Genomic DNA, 16,871 nt, shown 5'->3' with positions numbered 1-16,871 from the left:
TACACTGGTCTTATTTAAGCTTCCAGCTAGACGAGAGGATAGAAGATATCCCCGATGGGTTAAGCCAAAACCATCTAAGTATCCCCATAAAAAGAAAGATGCCAGTCAGCTTAACTGACTGGCATTATGCGCGATGCATCCTTTTATAATTGCTCAGCTTTTATTAGGGAACTAATTAAAAGCTGTAAGTAATATTACCGTATAAAAAGCGTCCGTCTAATCCGTAAGGTGCATACGGGGTGTACGGGAATATTTGGCCAAAGTCAGAGTAACCAATGTTATCCACAGTTGCTTGTGGGTATTGATCGAATAAGTTGTTTGCACCAGCGGCAAATTTCCAATATTCGTCTGGACGGTATGCCACTTCTAGGTCGGTGATCCACTTAGGGTCTAGGTATTCATCGCGATCAGCTGTGGTTGATATATCAGCGACTTCACCATAACGTGTGGCACGAAGCGTTGTTTGCCATTCGTTAAAGTTCCACACTGCTGATAGATTCCATTTGCTATCTGGCGTGCCTTCTTCAAAGCGACCTACTTCACGACGTGCAAACACTACGTAGTCGTCACCTAGTGAGTTAAGTTCGCTTGGGTTGTCGTTTACGTGTGTTACTTCGGTGTCGTTAAAGTTAGCGGCTACGTTTAGGCGTAAATCACCTAAGTTGTCTAAATCTAAGTTATAAGTGGCAACTATATCTACACCTTGTGTGCGTGAGTCAATCGCGTTGGTAAAGTAACGTACTCTATCGGTATTTAGCTCACCGGCATTTTGTAGTATTTCAACAACTGCATCGCCCTCTAAGTTTTCAGACAATACAATACGGTCATCAATATCAATGCGGTAGGCATCTACTGTTAGGCTAAAGCTGCCTTGCGTGTACATAAAGCCCGCTGTTACGTTTACAGATTCTTCTGCGTCAAGCGGCTGTGCACCGAGTGCTTGCGCTGCTGCTGAATCGGTTGGGAATAAACCTACTTCAAACGGTTCGTTGTTCTCAAGCACGGTAGAGATTTGGCGGTACGAGCTTTGAGCAAGTGATGGCGCACGGAAACCGGTGCTAATTGCACCGCGCAGCGATAGGTTTTCAGTAATGCTGAAACGCGACGCAAGTTTAGAGGTAAACGTATCGCCAAAGTCGCTGTAATCTTCGTAGCGACCTGCTAAAACAAGGTTCCAGTTTTCTGTTAGGTAAGTATCAAACTCAACAAACACGGCTACGTTGTGACGGCTTTCGTCGGTTACGCTTTCTGGGCCAAAACCAGCTAATACTTGTGCGCCACCGGCTGCAATTTGATTACCGTCGCTATCAAGAGCAGTAATGTAAGATGCTTCTTCACCTTGCTCTATTTTGTAACTTTCGTGGCGGTACTCTGTACCTACGGTAAAAAATACGTCATCTGGTAAACCAAAATCTAGAACTGTATTTGCCGTAGCGTTAACTAAAAACTGATCGTAAACCAGTGCGCCGTTGTCAAATTCGGTTGGGCTGTCGGCACCTAGCGATGTATTAATGCTATTTACAACGCCAAAGCCAAAGTCGTTACGGCCGTAGTTGGTACTTACATCCCAAGTCCACTCGCCTGTTTCGCCTTTTAAACCTAGTGCAAATGAGTAATCTTGTACATCGGTTTCAATTTGCGGCAAAAAGCCGTCTGGGTATACTTCTAACACGTTGCTGTCGTCTTTTGCACTGCGGTAAAAACCACCTGAATTACCTTCGCGTTTTGAGTAACTACCAAACGAGTATAGGTTTAAGCCATTATCTAAATCGTAACCCATGTTGTAAAACAAAGCGTAGTCTTCAAGGTCGGCTTTACCAAAGCGGTGGTTGTAACGGTCGATAGTAAACTCGCGTGGGTCTAAGCTGCCGTCATCAAGTTTGGCGTATTGTGGGCGCGGGTCAAAGCCAGAGCGTTGAGTTGAGTCGTTATCGCGGTACTCAATAGATACGTTTACAAAGCCGTTATCAGATAACGCAAAACCAGAGTTTGCACTAACAGTGCGTGTTGCACCGTCGTTTACTTCTCTGTCGCCACCGGTATTAAACGCTAAGTCGCCGTTAGCATCTGCATAGGTGCTTTCTAGCTGGGATACACCAGCCATTTGAGTATCGTATTTACCGTACGTTACGCTAACGCTACCGCCTTCTGAGGCATCTTTAAGTACAATATTAATTACCCCAGCAATTGCATCAGAACCGTACTGTGCGGCTGCGCCATCACGCAGTACTTCAACACGTTTAATTGCAGAGGTTGGGATCATGTTCAAATCAACAGCGGTAGAGCCTCGGCCAACAACACCTGCTAAGTTTAATAACGCGCCTGCATGGCGGCGTTTGCCATTAATTAGCACTAGGGTGTGATCGGGTGCTAAGCCACGTAAAACAGCTGGTTTTGCATGGTCAGTACCATCACCCATAGTGGCACTTGGGTAGTTAAAGCTAGGTACTTGGTTTGCTAGTATTTGGCTTATTTCTAGCTGACCCGTACTTTGCATATCACCGCTGGTAATAATATCTACAGGTACGGTACTTTCGGCAATACTACGTAAACTTCTACGTGTACCAGTAACCGAAATGACTTCAATACTTTCTTGAGCTTGTGTGTCTTGCTCAGCAGCAAACGCTGGTGAATAAGACGCGCTAAGCGCAGAGGTAACGGCCAGACTAAGTGCTACTTTTTTGGCTGATAATTGCTTTAACATGATGTTGATTCCCTTAAGGGCTGCTGACTATTGATTTTTAGAAGGAGCGCATCATATAGAAGCGGCTACCCTAGTGCAAAGATAAAAACTATCTAAGATATTCTAAGTTGTTAACACATAAAGCTGGGGCGTGTTGCCTTGGTGATTGAATTTGCAGCAGTATGTTTGGCTTTTAGGCAAGGCAGAGCCTATGTAGTGTGGTTACTCCCCATAAATAGGCGATAACGCAGCATAAATGCCAAACATGCGCTGCCCTTTGGGTTCTTTCTAGGAACGATTAACTCTTTGTTACTCAGTTTTTACTTAGCCCACTAGGTTACAAACCTCGCGCCGCGATTAAATCGCTCCTAGATTGAACAAATTTCAATCCACAAAGGCCAACACGCCGCAGTGTTTACGCGCGATATAGGCGTTTAGATCGTTGTAGTTCCAATCTTGTGTCGAATGGTTGCGAATTCAAGGGGAGCGTGGATAAAAGTTATTAAAAAGTAAAAAGGCCAAGCAAGTGCTCAGCCTTTATAAGGTGCTAACCTACGTGAATAAAATTATTCAGGCGCAACTTCAAGTGTTGTGAATAAAGCATAACGGCCAGCGTCTACGCCTTCTTCGTTTACTTCAACATCGTTAGATGTTTCTATTAGGTATAAGCCAGGCTCTTTCCACGTAGTTGTGAACATACCATTTTTATCGGTAGTTACTTTTACTTCGCCACGCTCGTTACGGTAACGAGTGTCACCTTTTAAAATGCTTACTTCAATACCTTTACCTGCAGGTTTGCCATCTTGTAGAAGTTGGAAATGTGCTTGCTCGCCTACAAATAAATCGTTTGGATGCGTTGGACCGCTAAGCTCTAAGCCTAAACCTAACTGTGCAGGCTTTGAGGTGCCATTTCGGCTTACAAATGTATCTACTGTTGAAACAACCTTCGTTGTAGTTACATCTTTTGCATTGCTAGGTAACTCGGCGTCTGTTTTTTTACCAAATACGCGCTTGCGCTTACCTTCTTCGTTTTTATAGAAGGTCATGTACATTGGCTTTTGGGTCATTGCAATATGGTAAGTGCCTTGCTCTGTTAAGCTTACTGCAGCTGAGCTTTTACGCTTTAAGTAATAAGCACGAATGGTTTCAGATACTGGCTCACCATTAGGCGCAAGTGCCATTAATAATGTGTCGTCGTACTCGGCGCCTTTTTCTTTAGGTTTAAAGGCTTTGTCTGGTGCAAAAATTTCGTTTGAAATACTTGCGTCAATCATTACGTAATGCGCTTTATCGCCTGATAAAGATGTATGCGAAGGTAGTAACCAACGTCCGTGTGCACTTGCTGAAGTTGACACTAAAGCAGATAAGCTCAATGCGCCGATTAATGCCGTTTTTAATAAATTAATTTTCATTGTATTTCCTTAAATTTAAATGATTAAGTAGCAGCTACTTAGTGCTTACAGTGACGAAGCTTTTAGAAAACTCGTTTTTACCATCAATTGTTAGCTTGCCTGATTTAGTTAAATCAAGCTCAACACGGGTGTAGTCTCTGCCGCCTTCTTCGCGTACAACTTCAATATTTAGTAAGTATTTGCCTGGTTTTACTGGGTTACCGTCTAAATCATTACCTTGCCAATTTATAGTGTAAGTACCGGCGCGTTTGGTTGCGCCGCTAATGCCGTCAAAATTAATGTCGGTTTTACCAGCTTTACGCCACCATTGGCGTAAATCTTTAAACCATTCTGCTTTTTGCACCCAAAGTGCCAGCGTTGTAACGTGTTTGCGCTCTGGTGTTTCAAGCCAAACTGCAACGTATGGGCGGTGATATGGTTGTACTTCTAAGTCAGGAAGCGTTAATTCAACCTCTAGCTGTGGTGTTTTTGCATGCGCTGATGTTTGAAAAAACGCAGCTACAAGTAGTAACGTGGCGCTTATAAATAATTTAACCATTAAGACACTCCTTTTATTTGTGGAACCCAACATAAATAAATAACCAGTGGAGTTGCGACTCCTAGTACGGTTATCCATATTCCTGCTAAGCGTTTTTTTCTATTTTGAAACAAAATAATCATGCCGGTGATGGCAAATAAAATCATTAGTACGGCCGATATATCAATTACCCAACTCCATACTTCACCGCTGTGGCGGCCTTTATGTAAGTCGCCAATAAGGCTTAAAAAGCCACCTGTTTGGTAATCAAGATTTAGCTCGCCAGTTGTAAAATCAAGCTCTGCGTAGGCAAACCCAGCAGGCAGTGGGTAGTCGAGCATGACAAGCGCGTCTTCTTTTTCCCACTCAATGCTTTTTACTTTTGTAAGTGCATATTGCTCGGCTAGGTAAGCTTCTATTTCAGGGTAAAGCGTTGGCAGCGTATTTAGCTGTTCATTTGCTTTGGTAACTAGCTCAGCTGGAATTACCGCCGTTACTTGGCCGTTATTTTTATCGTTTTTAAGCCAATCAATATGGTTGAGCACAATGCCGCTAACGCAAAATAAAATAAGCAAAAAAAACAAAGCTGTAGAAATATAAATATGTAGAGCACGGCTTGTACTATACAAAGCCCGCTTATTAATAAACGACATAAAAACAGTAAATAAATTAAATTTACAACATGATAATGATTTGCATTAGCTATTACAAATTTACTTACTTATCTTTACATAAAAACTTTAAAACAAAGGTAGTATGCAGGTAAAAAATGAATATTTAATGCTTAGGAGGGCTGGAGGGTCTTAAAATAAGGTAAATCATTACCGATACTTCTATTACTGCAACGAGATAAATAACCCAAATAGGGGCGGCTGAATACAGTAAAAATATAAATCCAATTAACATGCCAATGGCGGCGTAGCATTTGGCTTTAACAGGCACTACTTTATGAGCTTGCCACTGCTGCAGAGTTACACCGTAACGAGGGTGGTTTAACAGCCATTGTTCAAGCGCGGGTGATGAGCGAGTAAAGCAGGTGAGCGCTAAAATAAAAAATATAGTGGTAGGCATGACCGGTAACACAATGCCAATAATACCCAAGGCTACAAGTATTAAGCCAAGCGCTTTAAACCATAAGTTTTTATAACAAATAAACACTGCTTTTATATTCACTTAGGCTCTTTTTAGGCGTGTTATGGTATCTCTAATTGTAGGCTAAATAGCTATTAATTCGAAGCTTAAAATCAATAAAAAAGGGCAAACTAAGTTTGCCCTTTTAAAAATAAATGCGGTTAACAGTTTAGAAGTAGTAACCAATATTTATGTTGAAGCGACGTTCTGTATCGCCATCACCAATAATTGTTCCGCCAATAAATGGCTGGTTACGTGCTTGAATAAAGTCGAAGTAACTAAAGAAACCACCTGCAGCAACACTCATACCCGTTACGTTCATCCATGTATCTGCGCTGTCGTCAGACTTGTCATAAATAATGCCGTAATCGTTGTAAAATTGAATGTCGGTAACTGGGCCCCAATCAAGCGAGTAATTATAAGCAACGTTAAAGTTAGTCATAGTTGCTTCGCTAGATACGGTATCGTAATAAGCATACGCACCAACAACAAAACGGTCGCTACTGTCATCTAGGTCGTAGTCGTATTCACCGTGTTGAAATTGGATATTCCAGTTGTTAATTGTGCTATCAACATGAAATGCCCATGCACCGTAGTTACCTGCACGGTCGTTACCGTCATGTAAGCCACCACTTAATAATGATACACCCACATCGGTAGTTATATTTTTGCTGTGCTCAATTTGATACGTCGCACGCCCGGCAAACGTATTGTATTCACCAATATTGTTACCTTCAGTAATCCCAGCTTCAGAATCATAAGTACCACTTCCAACTATATCGTAAGAGTAACGCTTGCTTTTATCGGAACCACCGTCTACTCCACCTAGCTCATCATTTTTGAAAAAGCCTAGGTCTAGCTTCCAGTTATCTTTAAGTTTACGTTTTACTACTACACCTAAATCAAAGTCATCTTCTAGGCCAACATAGTAGTTAGTACTAAAAAAGTAGTTGTGTGAGTTATATGGGCCATTACCAAAAGGCACGGGTGCAATACCTGCTTGTCCTTCCCAGCCATCTGCAAACTCGTAACCTAAGTAAGCATATTTAACAACGGTCATATAATCGTAAAAACGTACTTCACCGTTCAGTGAAATATCGTTAATTTCACCAGATACATTTATACGGAAAATATCAAAATCAAAATCGCCACCGCGATCTTGGGTATCTTCATCGTATGTGTTGGTGCTGTAATTAAAGCGTATTGCTCCACCAACTTTAATGCCTTCATCTTTTTTCTCAGGTTCAGCTGCGGCAACTTCAACTACTTTTTGATCAGATTTTTTACTGATGTTTGCAACTTGTTGTTCGTGCTGCTTATTAATTTGCTGTTGTTTTGTTTTTTCATCAGCTAACTTATTTTCAAGCAGTTGCATTTGTTGCTTTAGCTGTTTAAGTTGGCTTTGTAGTGTGTCTAGATCATCAGACGCATAAGAAGTGCTTGTAACACCACCTAGGACTAGTGCTAGTGTTAATTTTGAGAGTTTAGTCATAATAGCCGCTCTGCTTGTGATTAAAAAATAAAAAATTCAAGACGTCAGAAAACGCCTTACGTTTAGAGTAAGTACAAAACTATGTGTTTTTTTTATTGTTTATTCTTTAGGAGCTTGAGTAAGTGCACCAACTTCTAGAAGGGGCGATGCATCTAATTTATCTGCATCCATCATTGCGGCTACACGCTGCATTGATGAGAGTAAAAGGCTCTGTTCCCACTCAGCAAGCGCAGAAAACTTTTCAATAAAGTGTTCTTGCAATGGCTGAGGTGCTTTATCAAGTAACTCTTTTCCTTTATCGGTGAGGTATAAGCTCACTCTGCGTTTATCCATTTGACTGCGTACGCGTGTTACTAAGTTTCTGCTTTCTATTCTGTCGAGAATATTGGTAACCGTTGCTGGGCTTAAATTTACATTTTGAGCAATACGGCTCGCCGTTATTCCATCGGTTTTTTGCACTTCTTGCATTATAAGCAATTGTGGGCCAGTTAAACCCGAAGTTTTATTTAGCTGCTTAGAATGTAAGTCAATCGCGCGGATAACTTTACGTAAAGAAACCAATAACTCGTCATATTTTTGCATTTGCTTATCTCGTCGATGGGGCGGTAGTTTGCCGTAATCGCGAAATGTTACACATCAAATAAATTGAATTCAAATAATATATTGTACTTTAGCCCGCTTTTATTGGTTTTTAATAGTTAGAGCAGTAACTAATGTAAAATTATATTGTTTAAATATTGGTAAATTTTCTTAGCACCTTGTGTGCATTAAGTTGCGCACAGTACGTATGTTGTGAATAATTGGCAAGTCTTATTGTATAGACTTTAGTATTATTCATTTACAGCTGTTAGTACAAAGTAATTGTTTGTGAGTTTACTGTATATGTATTAATCGGCAATGAACAAATTCAGCAATCAATATTTAATATCAATAGCGTATACTTTAAGCATGCATTATTGTTTAGATGTAAACATTAAAAATCTTTAGTATCAGTATTATAGGGGAAGGTATGAAATTATCGCCATCAGTTAGCATTGAGCAAAGCGAATCCGGACTTGAGTTTATTAAAGTAGCTAGTGAAAAGTGCGACGCAAAAATATTTTTGCAAGGTGGGCAAATTACCGAGTTTATCCCTAAAAATAACAAGCCACTTATTTGGGTTTCACAAGAGGAAACCTATCAAGAAGGAGCGAGTATTCGAGGCGGTATTCCTATTTGTTGGCCGTGGTTTGGTACACACGCTAATGATGGGTGGCCTGCCCACGGTTTTGCGCGCACAAGCGTATGGCAAGCCGATGAAGTACACGAATCTGATGAGCAAATTACAGTTAGTTTAAAGCTCCCCATGAAACTTGTTAATACAACGTATTGGCCGCATCAGTGCGCATTAAAAGTTGAGTTTATATTAAGCGATAAATTACAGGTTCGCTTAACGACCACTAACTTAGGAAGTGTGCCATTTAGCTTTACTCAAGCATTGCATACCTATTTTCCAACTTCAGATATTACAAATACCCATGTTGATGGTTTGCAAGGCGCGCAATATATTGAGTTTAGTGAAGGGCCATTTGTACAAAATGATGTTGTAAACCTTAATCGCGAAACCGATATGGTTTATACACAAGCAAATGCAGTACAAACCATTAACACGCCAGAAGGTGTTATTAATGTGAGCCGCGAAAACTCAAGTTCGTGTGTGCTGTGGAACCCATGGATAGAAAAATCAAAACGCTTATCTAACTTTGCTGACGATGAATATAAAACAATGCTGTGTCTAGAGGCCGCTAATGTACTGGCAGATGAAGTAACGCTTGAGCCAAAACAAAGCCACACCTTAATAACCACCATTAGTTGGTAAGTAATTAAAGCAGTAATAGGGATAAATAGTGTTTAACAATCAACAAATAATGGATTTACCAAAGCATAGTGATATTAGCTTTAAGCCATTGGCTGATAAAGCCTTATTACATACACAACTTAGCTCGCTTCTGTTTTATGTACCGCTAATTGGAGCGCTTATTGCTGTTTGTTATTTTAATGAAGCCTTTGCTAATAACGCACAAACATATTTACTAATTGGCATGCCAATTTTGGTGGCCGTATCTATGGCGTACAACATGATAAGTGTGAGGTTGCGAGGTTTTGCAGTGCGAGATCATGACATTGCTTTTAAAAAAGGCGTTATTTGGCAACAAGTGACGGTATTACCTTTAGCGCGTGTACAGCATATGGAAATACACCAAGGGCCAATAGAGCGAAAACTTAGCCTTGCAAGCATTAAATTATTTAGCGCTGGCGGTGTAAGTGCCGATTTACAAATTAGTGGGCTAACCCATGATGATTGTAAAAATATGCGCCAATTTGTACAAAACTACCGCCAAGACGACGCAACTACTCAGGCAGCTTTAGTCGATGAGTAATACAACTATCGAAGATAAAGCCAGCCCTATTTACTGGCAGAAAGTATCGCCCTGGGCACTTTTATACTTTGTTGTGCACTTTAGTGTGCGCTTTGTAAAAGATGGCCTTTTAAACTTACTGCCCATGCTTGTCGTGTTTGTTACTCAAGTAGAAAATAAGTTGTTTTGGGCGCAGGTTGCAGGCGGTATTGCACTAATTTTGCTACTTGTTTACTCATTTTTATATTATTTAAATTTTAAGTTTAGTATTAGTAGCGACAACGAAATATTGCTTAACAAAGGTGTATTTAAAAAAGAGCGACTTACGCTTAAATTTGGCCGCGTGCAAAACGTTAATATTGCCGAGCCGTTTTATTTTACCCCCGTAAACTTAGTTAATTGTATTTTTGATGCCGCTGGCAGTGTGTCGCAAGAAGTTGTTTTACCTGGTGTCACTAAAGATTATGCACAGCAAATTCGTAAACAAATATTTGATTTTAAAGCGCAGCAACAGCAAGAAGCACCAAATACTGAACAAAGCGAAACAGACACTATCGAAAACAGCCTAAGCATTAGCAATAAAGAAATAGCCAAATTTGGTTTAATGTCGAATATGGCTATTTTAGCAATCGCTGCTTTTGCTCCTTTTATAAACCTAATTGTTGATTTTTTAGAGAAGCAAATTATTGCGAAAGTAGAAGGCTTTTATCAACAAGAGCTTGGTATGCTGGCCAGCGCTGCTACCTTTGCGATGATCACCTTAATTGGTTTGTTAGTTGTGGTGGCTGTAATGCTATCGGTGACTATGTCGCTTATTCGCTTTTATAATTTTGAGCTTTATTTTAAAGGTCAAAAGTTTAAACGTATTGCTGGCTTGTTAGAGCGCCATCAGCTTTCTATGAGCATGGACAAGGTGCAATCTATTGTTATTAAACAAAACCTAATGGGGCGATTACTAAAGCGATTTACCGTTGAGTGTTTACAAGCAAGTAGCGGCGGAATAGCAGCCGGTGTGGCGGCTAAAAAAAATAAACAAACGTTAGTATTACCTGTATTAAATAGCGAACAAGTTGATAGTGTATGCCAATGGATTTACCCGTGGTTTAATAGTAAAAAACTCGCTTTTAAGCGCGCAGAGCGAGCGCTTTTGTATAAAAATTTAGGCTTTTATTCACTGTTACCCAGTGTATTAGTGTTTGGCTTTTGTTTTATTGCAGATATTAATACTTTGATAAGCCTTGGTGTTTTAGTGGTGTTTTCTGGCTTGGTGACTTTGTCGTATCAGCGTTATGGTTATTACATGCATGAGGATAATGGTCGATTTTACATGGTTGTACGCAAAGGTATGATTGGCGTTCATTACCGTGTTTTTGAGCTTTATAAAGCGCAAAGTGCGCGCAGTATAAGTACGTACCTAATGAGAAAGTCAGGCTTAAAAAGCCTGTATATACAACTTGCTTCAGGCTTTGTATTTATGCCCTACATAAAGCAGCAAGATGCTGACTTTATTATTGATTTTACAATTAAGCAGATTGAGTCAGATACTCGCAGCTGGATGTAAAACTTCTGAACTAATCAATAACACTTAAAGTTAACTGGGCTTTGGCTAAGTTACTTCTCCATCTGTAAAGACAGTAACTTAGCCTGATATACATCGTGCTTTTGATCATCTCGTTCAAACTTAATTGCCTTTTCCAGTAGGTTTTTGGTTTGTCGAGAGTTCCCTTGTTGGTAGTGAATTTTAGCTAGCTCTAAATATAACTCTGCAATGTAGGGAGCTTTTGCGATTGCTTGTTCAAGGTGATTTTTAGCTTTGCCTATCAGCCCTGACTGCAAATCGTTTTTAGCGACTACGAGTAGCTCATAAGGATCTTTTTCTTTATTAACTAAATGCTTTGCTAATTTTTCTGCTAGTTCGTTTTTCCCCAGCTGCTTTGCTAAAAGTTGATAATTACTAAGTAAGTTAATACTCAATACTTGATTATTAAAAGCGGTTTCATAAATTAATTCTGCATTTTTCACATCGCCAGCCCGACGATGCAAAATGCCCGCTATATTAAATAATTCAGGATCATTGGGAGTGTATTTGTTTGCTTGTAAAATAAGTGAGTAAGCAATATCCAGCTGTTTGCCTGCTAACGCTGTTGCAGCTAAATTACTATAAAACTTAGAAACTAAATCGTTATAATCTGCACTACTTGAATAAAAGCTGCGACGGGTAGGAAAGTAGTCGATTAAGGTGCCCGCTCTGAAAAATTCAACAATATTATCATCTTTTTTCTCTACTTTTGGGGCGTATACTCTTGTTCTAAAGTGGCTTGCTACATAAACAACATTATTTTCTTTTGCGTATACAGGCTGACTTGTTACTTCTTGAAAGCTCGTTTCTAATCCGAGAGCTTGTGCATAGCTTTGTGTTAAAACAGTTAAGCTAATGCAGTTGCCTTGCGAAAGTTTTAAGGCTTGGGCTGAAGTAAGTGTATCGCCGTGGTATTTAAAGTTAGCTAAGTTGCTTTCGAGGTAGTTGTAAATAATGCGGTCATGACGGATTTCAGACTGTTTTTGTTTTTCGGCATAGGCTAAAAATTTTTCTTTTTCAGCATTTGGCAGCTCGAAAATACTGTACTCAGAAGGAGTGTCGAGTTTATTAAACAAAGAATGGTTTAATAGTTGTTCAAGCTCTATTTGTTGTTCTACTTGGTGAACCTTGGTTGTGTTACATCCAACTAAATATAAAAAAGTAATACAGACTGCTATTTTATAAAACATCATAAACCCACTCCATTGTTAAATTTTACATTACAATGTGGTGGGTTTTTAATCAAGCACTTGCTGTACTGCGTTTACTTGAGCGATTTTTTTGTGATTGTTTTTTACGTTTACGGCGGGTAAACCACAAGTAGAAACCAGTACCTGCTAGCCACACTGGGCTCAAACCAATTACGCACCACAGTATTTTACTTATTAGCCCTGCAAAGTAGCCAAAATGAAGTTTTCTAAAGCTATCAATTACTTGCCAGCCAACGCCAACTTCGCGAATATCCCAGTTAGTTAAATGTTCGCCTGTATGCTTATCGTAGCTAACCGTATTGGCATATTCGCTCGCAAGTGGGTTATTTGTATCGACTTCGCCGAATAAGGTGATATTTTCGTCAGGCTCGAGTGGCATAACTAAAAACGTACCATTAAAAGTGGGTATTTGCTTTTTACTGTCATCGAGTATGTGTTGAAACGAAATATCGCTACTGTGCAAGTTTTTGGTTAGTACAAAGTGCTCTTCCTCAGCGTGTTCAATAACTTCGTGATACCACACCGCCCAGTTAAAGTAGCCACCTGTGATAGCTAAAATAATAATGATGGGCGACCCTATCACCCCCGTCATTTTATGAATGTCGCTAAGTACAATTTGCAGTGTTGCACGCCAGCGCACACTAAATAGGCGCTGCCAAAATTTACGATAAATAATGAGTCCTGTAATACCTAATACCAATAAAAACAGAGCAAAAAAGAAGCCTAGTACTGTGCCTGTTTGACCTGGCAGGTTTTTAAAGTCGTTAAGTAAAAAGGTGTAATGCAGTTCTAAAAACCAATCAGTAAAATAATGGCTGGTACCAACAGGCTCTGACAAAATGTCACCCGTATACTGGTTTAAATGAAACTTATACCATTGCTCTGTCCCGCGTTTAACTAAGTAAACCCGATCAGCAGTATCATCGTTAAATATCTCCCAACTACCTACTACATACTCAGGGTAAGCAAGCTCTGTTTTTGCGATTAATTTGTCGATTGGCATGCGCTCTGGCAGTGCTTTTACAACATAGTGACTGCTTGGCATAAGTAAGCCATCTATTTCACTTTTAAAAACTAATACGCTCCCTGTAATACTAATAACAATCAAGGGAATGAGAGCTATAAGAGCGATCCAACTGTGAATTTTAAAAAGAGTTTTTCTCATAGATAGTTTTATATATTGCAGTTAATGACTTGCGCATGATAACAACTATCATTTTCATTTGATAGCTTGTGAGTAGGTTTCCTATTAAATAAGTAAACCGTGAACTTAATTCTACGGTTTTTGTATACCTAGCTTGCCAGTACCTAAAATAAGAATGTCTTATTTAGTTGAGTTAAATTTACGCGGCTCTACAATGCCGCGCTCATAGTAAAAGCCTTTTAAAACAAATGTTTATTAAATGTTTTTATTTCTGTTTTTAATTAACATTTATGTAACGAGCGAGGTTACTTTGGTGCATTATTTGCCTATATTGTCTTCTTTTATTTTGGTTTTTAGTTTTTTACCATTACTAAGCAAAATTCGAAAAAATCGTAGTGTCTCTGGTTTGTCACTATTAATGATGACATTTGGATTAGCACAAAGCCTTTATTTTATAACCTACAATATTTATTTTGAGCGTTTTTATATTGCGTTACCATTTATTGTAACCGGTGCGTTAAGCGGACTTATTTTGTATTTTTTTGCACGTTATAACGCAGCTAAACGAGAACGGGTACAGTTGTTTACTATGCTAGGTTTTTCGTTACTGCCTTTTTCACTACTTTTGAATTCAAGCCTCGATACTGCAACGGTATTAAGCGCTTTAACGTATGTTGGCCTTGTGATGAGTTCGGTACGTGTTATGCCACAAACTTATAAAACATTGCGTACGGGTAATGTAAGTAATTTAAGCGCGCGCTACTTTAGCTTGCAGTTTATTGCTGGTATTTGCGGCTTAGTTGTTGAGCTTACAACAGCGGCTCCAAGCACGGCGCACTTACTTATGTTTATTATGCTGCTGCTTACCAATGCTGTGCAATTTGGTTGTATGCAATATTATAGAATGCGGCCTGTAATGGCTTAAAAACAAGCTACTTAAGTTCCTATTTAGCCTAATTTATGGCAAATTACTTTATCTAATAAAAGGATAAAGTATGAATTGGAATCAGTTTGGCTATATTTGCCGTGTTAATAGCTCTAAAACACTAAGTACAGAGCAAAAAGATGAGCTGAGTACACCGCCCCATTTAAATATGCATGCCAATAGCGGGTCGCATAGTAAATTAGCGCATAATCTGGCGACGCAAATTGCATCTCAAGATGAGGCAACATCGCAAAAGCAAGCTACGTATTATCAATGTTTACCGGAATTAGTTAACGAATTTAAGTTTGAACACAAGGGCTGGCTTAGTTACTTAACCATTGTATTTGTTATTTATGTTTTATCCTCTTTGTTGTATCAGTCTTTTGTTGTGCCTACTTTTGTAGAGATATATAGCAAGCATACAGTTTCTTTAAATCATGTATTTGATGATTATTTTACGTACTGGTATGTACCAATTATTTTACTCGTTTTATTGCTGAGTGTTATTTTTACCGTTATTTTAAAGCTAAAAAATGTAAGTGCTCTCACAGAGCTAAAGCCTTTTTCGGGTTTATTTAAATTTCTTATTCCTCGTCAATTAATTAATGAGCATAACTCTTTAATTACCACGCTATTATTTCCAAGTAATCATAAAGAAGGTGTTAAAGCTTCTACACCCCAAACTGAGCACTTAGCTCAATGCGAGCTGCTAGGTTTAGAGACCCAAGAAGAATTTAAAGCGCTACTAAAGCTGCAGCTAAAGTTACTTAATACACATATTAAAAGCTTTATAAGTAAGCTCGTTATTGTTTATGGTTTGGTTATTGTTGTGTCTATTTGCTTATTTGTGAAAGCGGCTTATCAACCACTATTTATGCTAGGAGAAGTGCTATGAGAACAAAAGGATTTACGTTAATAGAGTTGATGGTGGTGGTGTCCATTATTGGTATTTTAGCTGCGGTTGCGCTACCTCAATACAGTAAGTATATACAACGAGCAGAACTTGTTGACCCGCTTGCAATGGCTGCTGCCATTAGAGAAGACGTTACGGTTTATTATCTTGAAAACAGGCGTTTTCCAGCAAGTAATGAACAAGCAGGTGTACCTGCAAGTAAATTTTTGATTGGTAATCGGGTAACGGGTATTACAGTTGATAATGGTGCTATTCATATTAGTTTGGGTAATAAAGCTTCACAGCTTTTGCAAAATACAGTTTTAACATTCAGACCCGCAGTTGTAACGGGAAGCCCTACAAGCCCGATTGCGTGGTTATGTGGGTTTGACGAACCGGTAACTGGCATGCAAGCGGTTGGCGAAAATAAAACAACAGTACCAAAAGAAATTTTACCTTCAGCGTGTATATAAAATAGTTTAGGGGATTAAAGTGCAATTAGCTATTCATCAAATTGATGCGTTTACGAATGAGTTATTTAAAGGTAATTATGCGGCAGTGATCCCACTAGAATCGTGGTTAAGTGACGATTTAATGCTAAAGATTGGCGCTGAGAATAACGTATCTGAAACTGCTTTTACCTGCCTGCAAGACGATGGAAGTTTTGTTATTCGCTGGTTTTCGCCGTTAATGGAAATCGATTTTTGTGGTCACGCCACACTTGCGGCTGCCTATGTTTTATGTGAAGAGCATAACATATCGCAAATTCGCTTTATTGCTGATGCGGTGGGCGAGCTAATCGTTAATAAAAACGCTGATGGCAGCTTTGCAATGACCTTTCCAAAACAAGCACCGGTTGAAGTGCAAAATGTGCCGCAGCAACTGCTTGATGGCCTGTCTATACAACCGAGTAAAGTGCTTAAAAATCGACAAGCCTACTTTGTTATTTATGAAAACGCCGATCAAATACTTGAATTAAAAACTAGCTCAGAGCTTTTAAAAACGCTTTATCCACTTGATGTAGTGGCCACTGCTGCAAGTGCTGAATATGATTTTATATCTCGTTATTTTTGGCCTGCAAGCGGTGGCGACGAAGATTATGTAACAGGCTCTATTCATACTGGTTTGGCACCTTACTGGGCGCAGCAATTGGGTAAAACTACGTTAACTGCTTATCAGGCTTCAAGCAGAGGCGGGTATTTACTATGTGAAGTGGGTGATACAACCGTCACCTTAACGGGGCATGCTGTAAGGTATTTAAAAGGCACTATTTATATTTAATTAGGAGCTTTATATTTGACAAGGAACAAGGTTTAATTATTTATTTCAAAATCATACCAACTGCTTGTTTTTTATTATTATACTAGGGCGTGTTGATCTTTGTGGTATGAAAAACAAACAGCATGAAGATAAGGTATAATTGAATTCGCCAGAAAACTTTACACCGAACCTACATGCCAAGATTAATGTTAACAGACGGGACATG

The 16,871-nt window shown here is 39.3% G+C and carries 16 protein-coding genes; 7 read left to right on the top strand and 9 right to left on the bottom strand.

The window, feature by feature from the left end:
* Positions 1–175: 175 nt before the first annotated feature.
* The 7 genes from H4J63_RS17520 to H4J63_RS17490 form a co-directional block, all read right to left on the bottom strand.
* Positions 176–2,704: a TonB-dependent receptor gene (locus H4J63_RS17520; RefSeq protein WP_220467242.1), complete on the bottom strand. Its 2,529-nt coding sequence runs from the start codon at positions 2,702–2,704 to the stop codon at positions 176–178.
* 545 nt (positions 2,705–3,249) lie between these two features.
* Entirely contained in the window at positions 3,250–4,095 is an 846-nt protein-coding gene (locus H4J63_RS17515; protein WP_182197762.1) for a DUF4198 domain-containing protein, read from the bottom strand.
* 34 nt (positions 4,096–4,129) lie between these two features.
* Positions 4,130–4,633: a DUF2271 domain-containing protein gene (locus H4J63_RS17510; RefSeq protein ID WP_259365815.1), complete on the bottom strand. Its 504-nt coding sequence runs from the start codon at positions 4,631–4,633 to the stop codon at positions 4,130–4,132.
* On the bottom strand, positions 4,633–5,265 hold the full coding sequence (locus H4J63_RS17505; RefSeq protein WP_024596097.1) for a PepSY-associated TM helix domain-containing protein: 633 nt from the start codon (positions 5,263–5,265) through the stop codon (positions 4,633–4,635). The genes H4J63_RS17510 and H4J63_RS17505 overlap by 1 nt, the downstream gene beginning before the upstream one ends.
* Positions 5,266–5,389: 124 nt before the next feature.
* Positions 5,390–5,785: a YbaN family protein gene (locus H4J63_RS17500; RefSeq protein ID WP_007580453.1), complete on the bottom strand. Its 396-nt coding sequence runs from the start codon at positions 5,783–5,785 to the stop codon at positions 5,390–5,392.
* 127 nt (positions 5,786–5,912) lie between these two features.
* Positions 5,913–7,235: a hypothetical protein gene (locus tag H4J63_RS17495; protein ID WP_024605151.1), complete on the bottom strand. Its 1,323-nt coding sequence runs from the start codon at positions 7,233–7,235 to the stop codon at positions 5,913–5,915.
* Between the two features lie 99 nt (positions 7,236–7,334).
* Positions 7,335–7,817 carry a MarR family winged helix-turn-helix transcriptional regulator gene (locus tag H4J63_RS17490; RefSeq protein ID WP_002960189.1) on the bottom strand — a complete coding sequence of 161 codons (483 nt, stop codon included), beginning with the start codon at positions 7,815–7,817 and terminating at the stop codon, positions 7,335–7,337.
* A gap of 427 nt (positions 7,818–8,244) precedes the next feature.
* On the opposite strand from H4J63_RS17490, the gene H4J63_RS17485 reads away from it, so the two are divergent.
* The 3 genes from H4J63_RS17485 to H4J63_RS17475 are packed head-to-tail and all read left to right on the top strand — an operon-like array spanning position 8,245 to position 11,195.
* Complete coding sequence (locus H4J63_RS17485; protein ID WP_182197759.1) at positions 8,245–9,093, top strand: D-hexose-6-phosphate mutarotase; 849 nt, start codon at positions 8,245–8,247, stop codon at positions 9,091–9,093.
* A gap of 28 nt (positions 9,094–9,121) precedes the next feature.
* Positions 9,122–9,655, top strand: coding sequence for a PH domain-containing protein (locus H4J63_RS17480; RefSeq protein WP_182197757.1), 534 nt, complete (start codon positions 9,122–9,124; stop codon positions 9,653–9,655).
* Positions 9,648–11,195 (top strand): PH domain-containing protein, encoded by a 1,548-nt coding sequence (locus H4J63_RS17475; RefSeq protein ID WP_182197755.1) that lies wholly within the window; start codon positions 9,648–9,650, stop codon positions 11,193–11,195. The genes H4J63_RS17480 and H4J63_RS17475 overlap by 8 nt, the downstream gene beginning before the upstream one ends.
* Before the next feature lie 50 nt (positions 11,196–11,245).
* On the opposite strand, the gene H4J63_RS17470 is transcribed toward H4J63_RS17475, so the two are convergent.
* Positions 11,246–12,406, bottom strand: coding sequence for a lipopolysaccharide assembly protein LapB (locus tag H4J63_RS17470; protein ID WP_182197754.1), 1,161 nt, complete (start codon positions 12,404–12,406; stop codon positions 11,246–11,248).
* 49 nt (positions 12,407–12,455) lie between these two features.
* The gene (locus H4J63_RS17465; protein ID WP_024605420.1) at positions 12,456–13,589 is read right to left on the bottom strand and encodes a PepSY domain-containing protein; all 1,134 of its coding nucleotides are present in this window, start codon (positions 13,587–13,589) and stop codon (positions 12,456–12,458) included.
* A 289-nt stretch (positions 13,590–13,878) separates the two neighbouring features.
* On the opposite strand from H4J63_RS17465, the gene H4J63_RS17460 reads away from it, so the two are divergent.
* The 4 genes from H4J63_RS17460 (at position 13,879) to H4J63_RS17445 (ending at position 16,666) form a co-directional block, all read left to right on the top strand.
* Positions 13,879–14,493: a SemiSWEET family transporter gene (locus H4J63_RS17460; RefSeq protein WP_182197763.1), complete on the top strand. Its 615-nt coding sequence runs from the start codon at positions 13,879–13,881 to the stop codon at positions 14,491–14,493.
* Between the two features lie 70 nt (positions 14,494–14,563).
* Positions 14,564–15,388, top strand: coding sequence for a hypothetical protein (locus tag H4J63_RS17455; RefSeq protein WP_010554537.1), 825 nt, complete (start codon positions 14,564–14,566; stop codon positions 15,386–15,388).
* A complete protein-coding gene (locus H4J63_RS17450) occupies positions 15,385–15,858 on the top strand; it encodes a pilin (RefSeq protein ID WP_010554538.1) in 474 nt (157 codons plus the stop codon). Before H4J63_RS17455 ends, H4J63_RS17450 begins: the two co-directional genes overlap by 4 nt.
* A 19-nt stretch (positions 15,859–15,877) precedes the next feature.
* The gene (locus H4J63_RS17445) at positions 15,878–16,666 is read left to right on the top strand and encodes a PhzF family phenazine biosynthesis protein (RefSeq protein ID WP_182197752.1); all 789 of its coding nucleotides are present in this window, start codon (positions 15,878–15,880) and stop codon (positions 16,664–16,666) included.
* Positions 16,667–16,871 lie beyond the last annotated feature (205 nt).

It is taken from the genome of Pseudoalteromonas sp. 5Ae-yellow, assembly GCF_014077565.1.
Taxonomy (GTDB): Bacteria; Pseudomonadota; Gammaproteobacteria; order Enterobacterales; family Alteromonadaceae; genus Pseudoalteromonas.
This window is presented reverse-complemented; position numbering and strand designations above follow the sequence as displayed.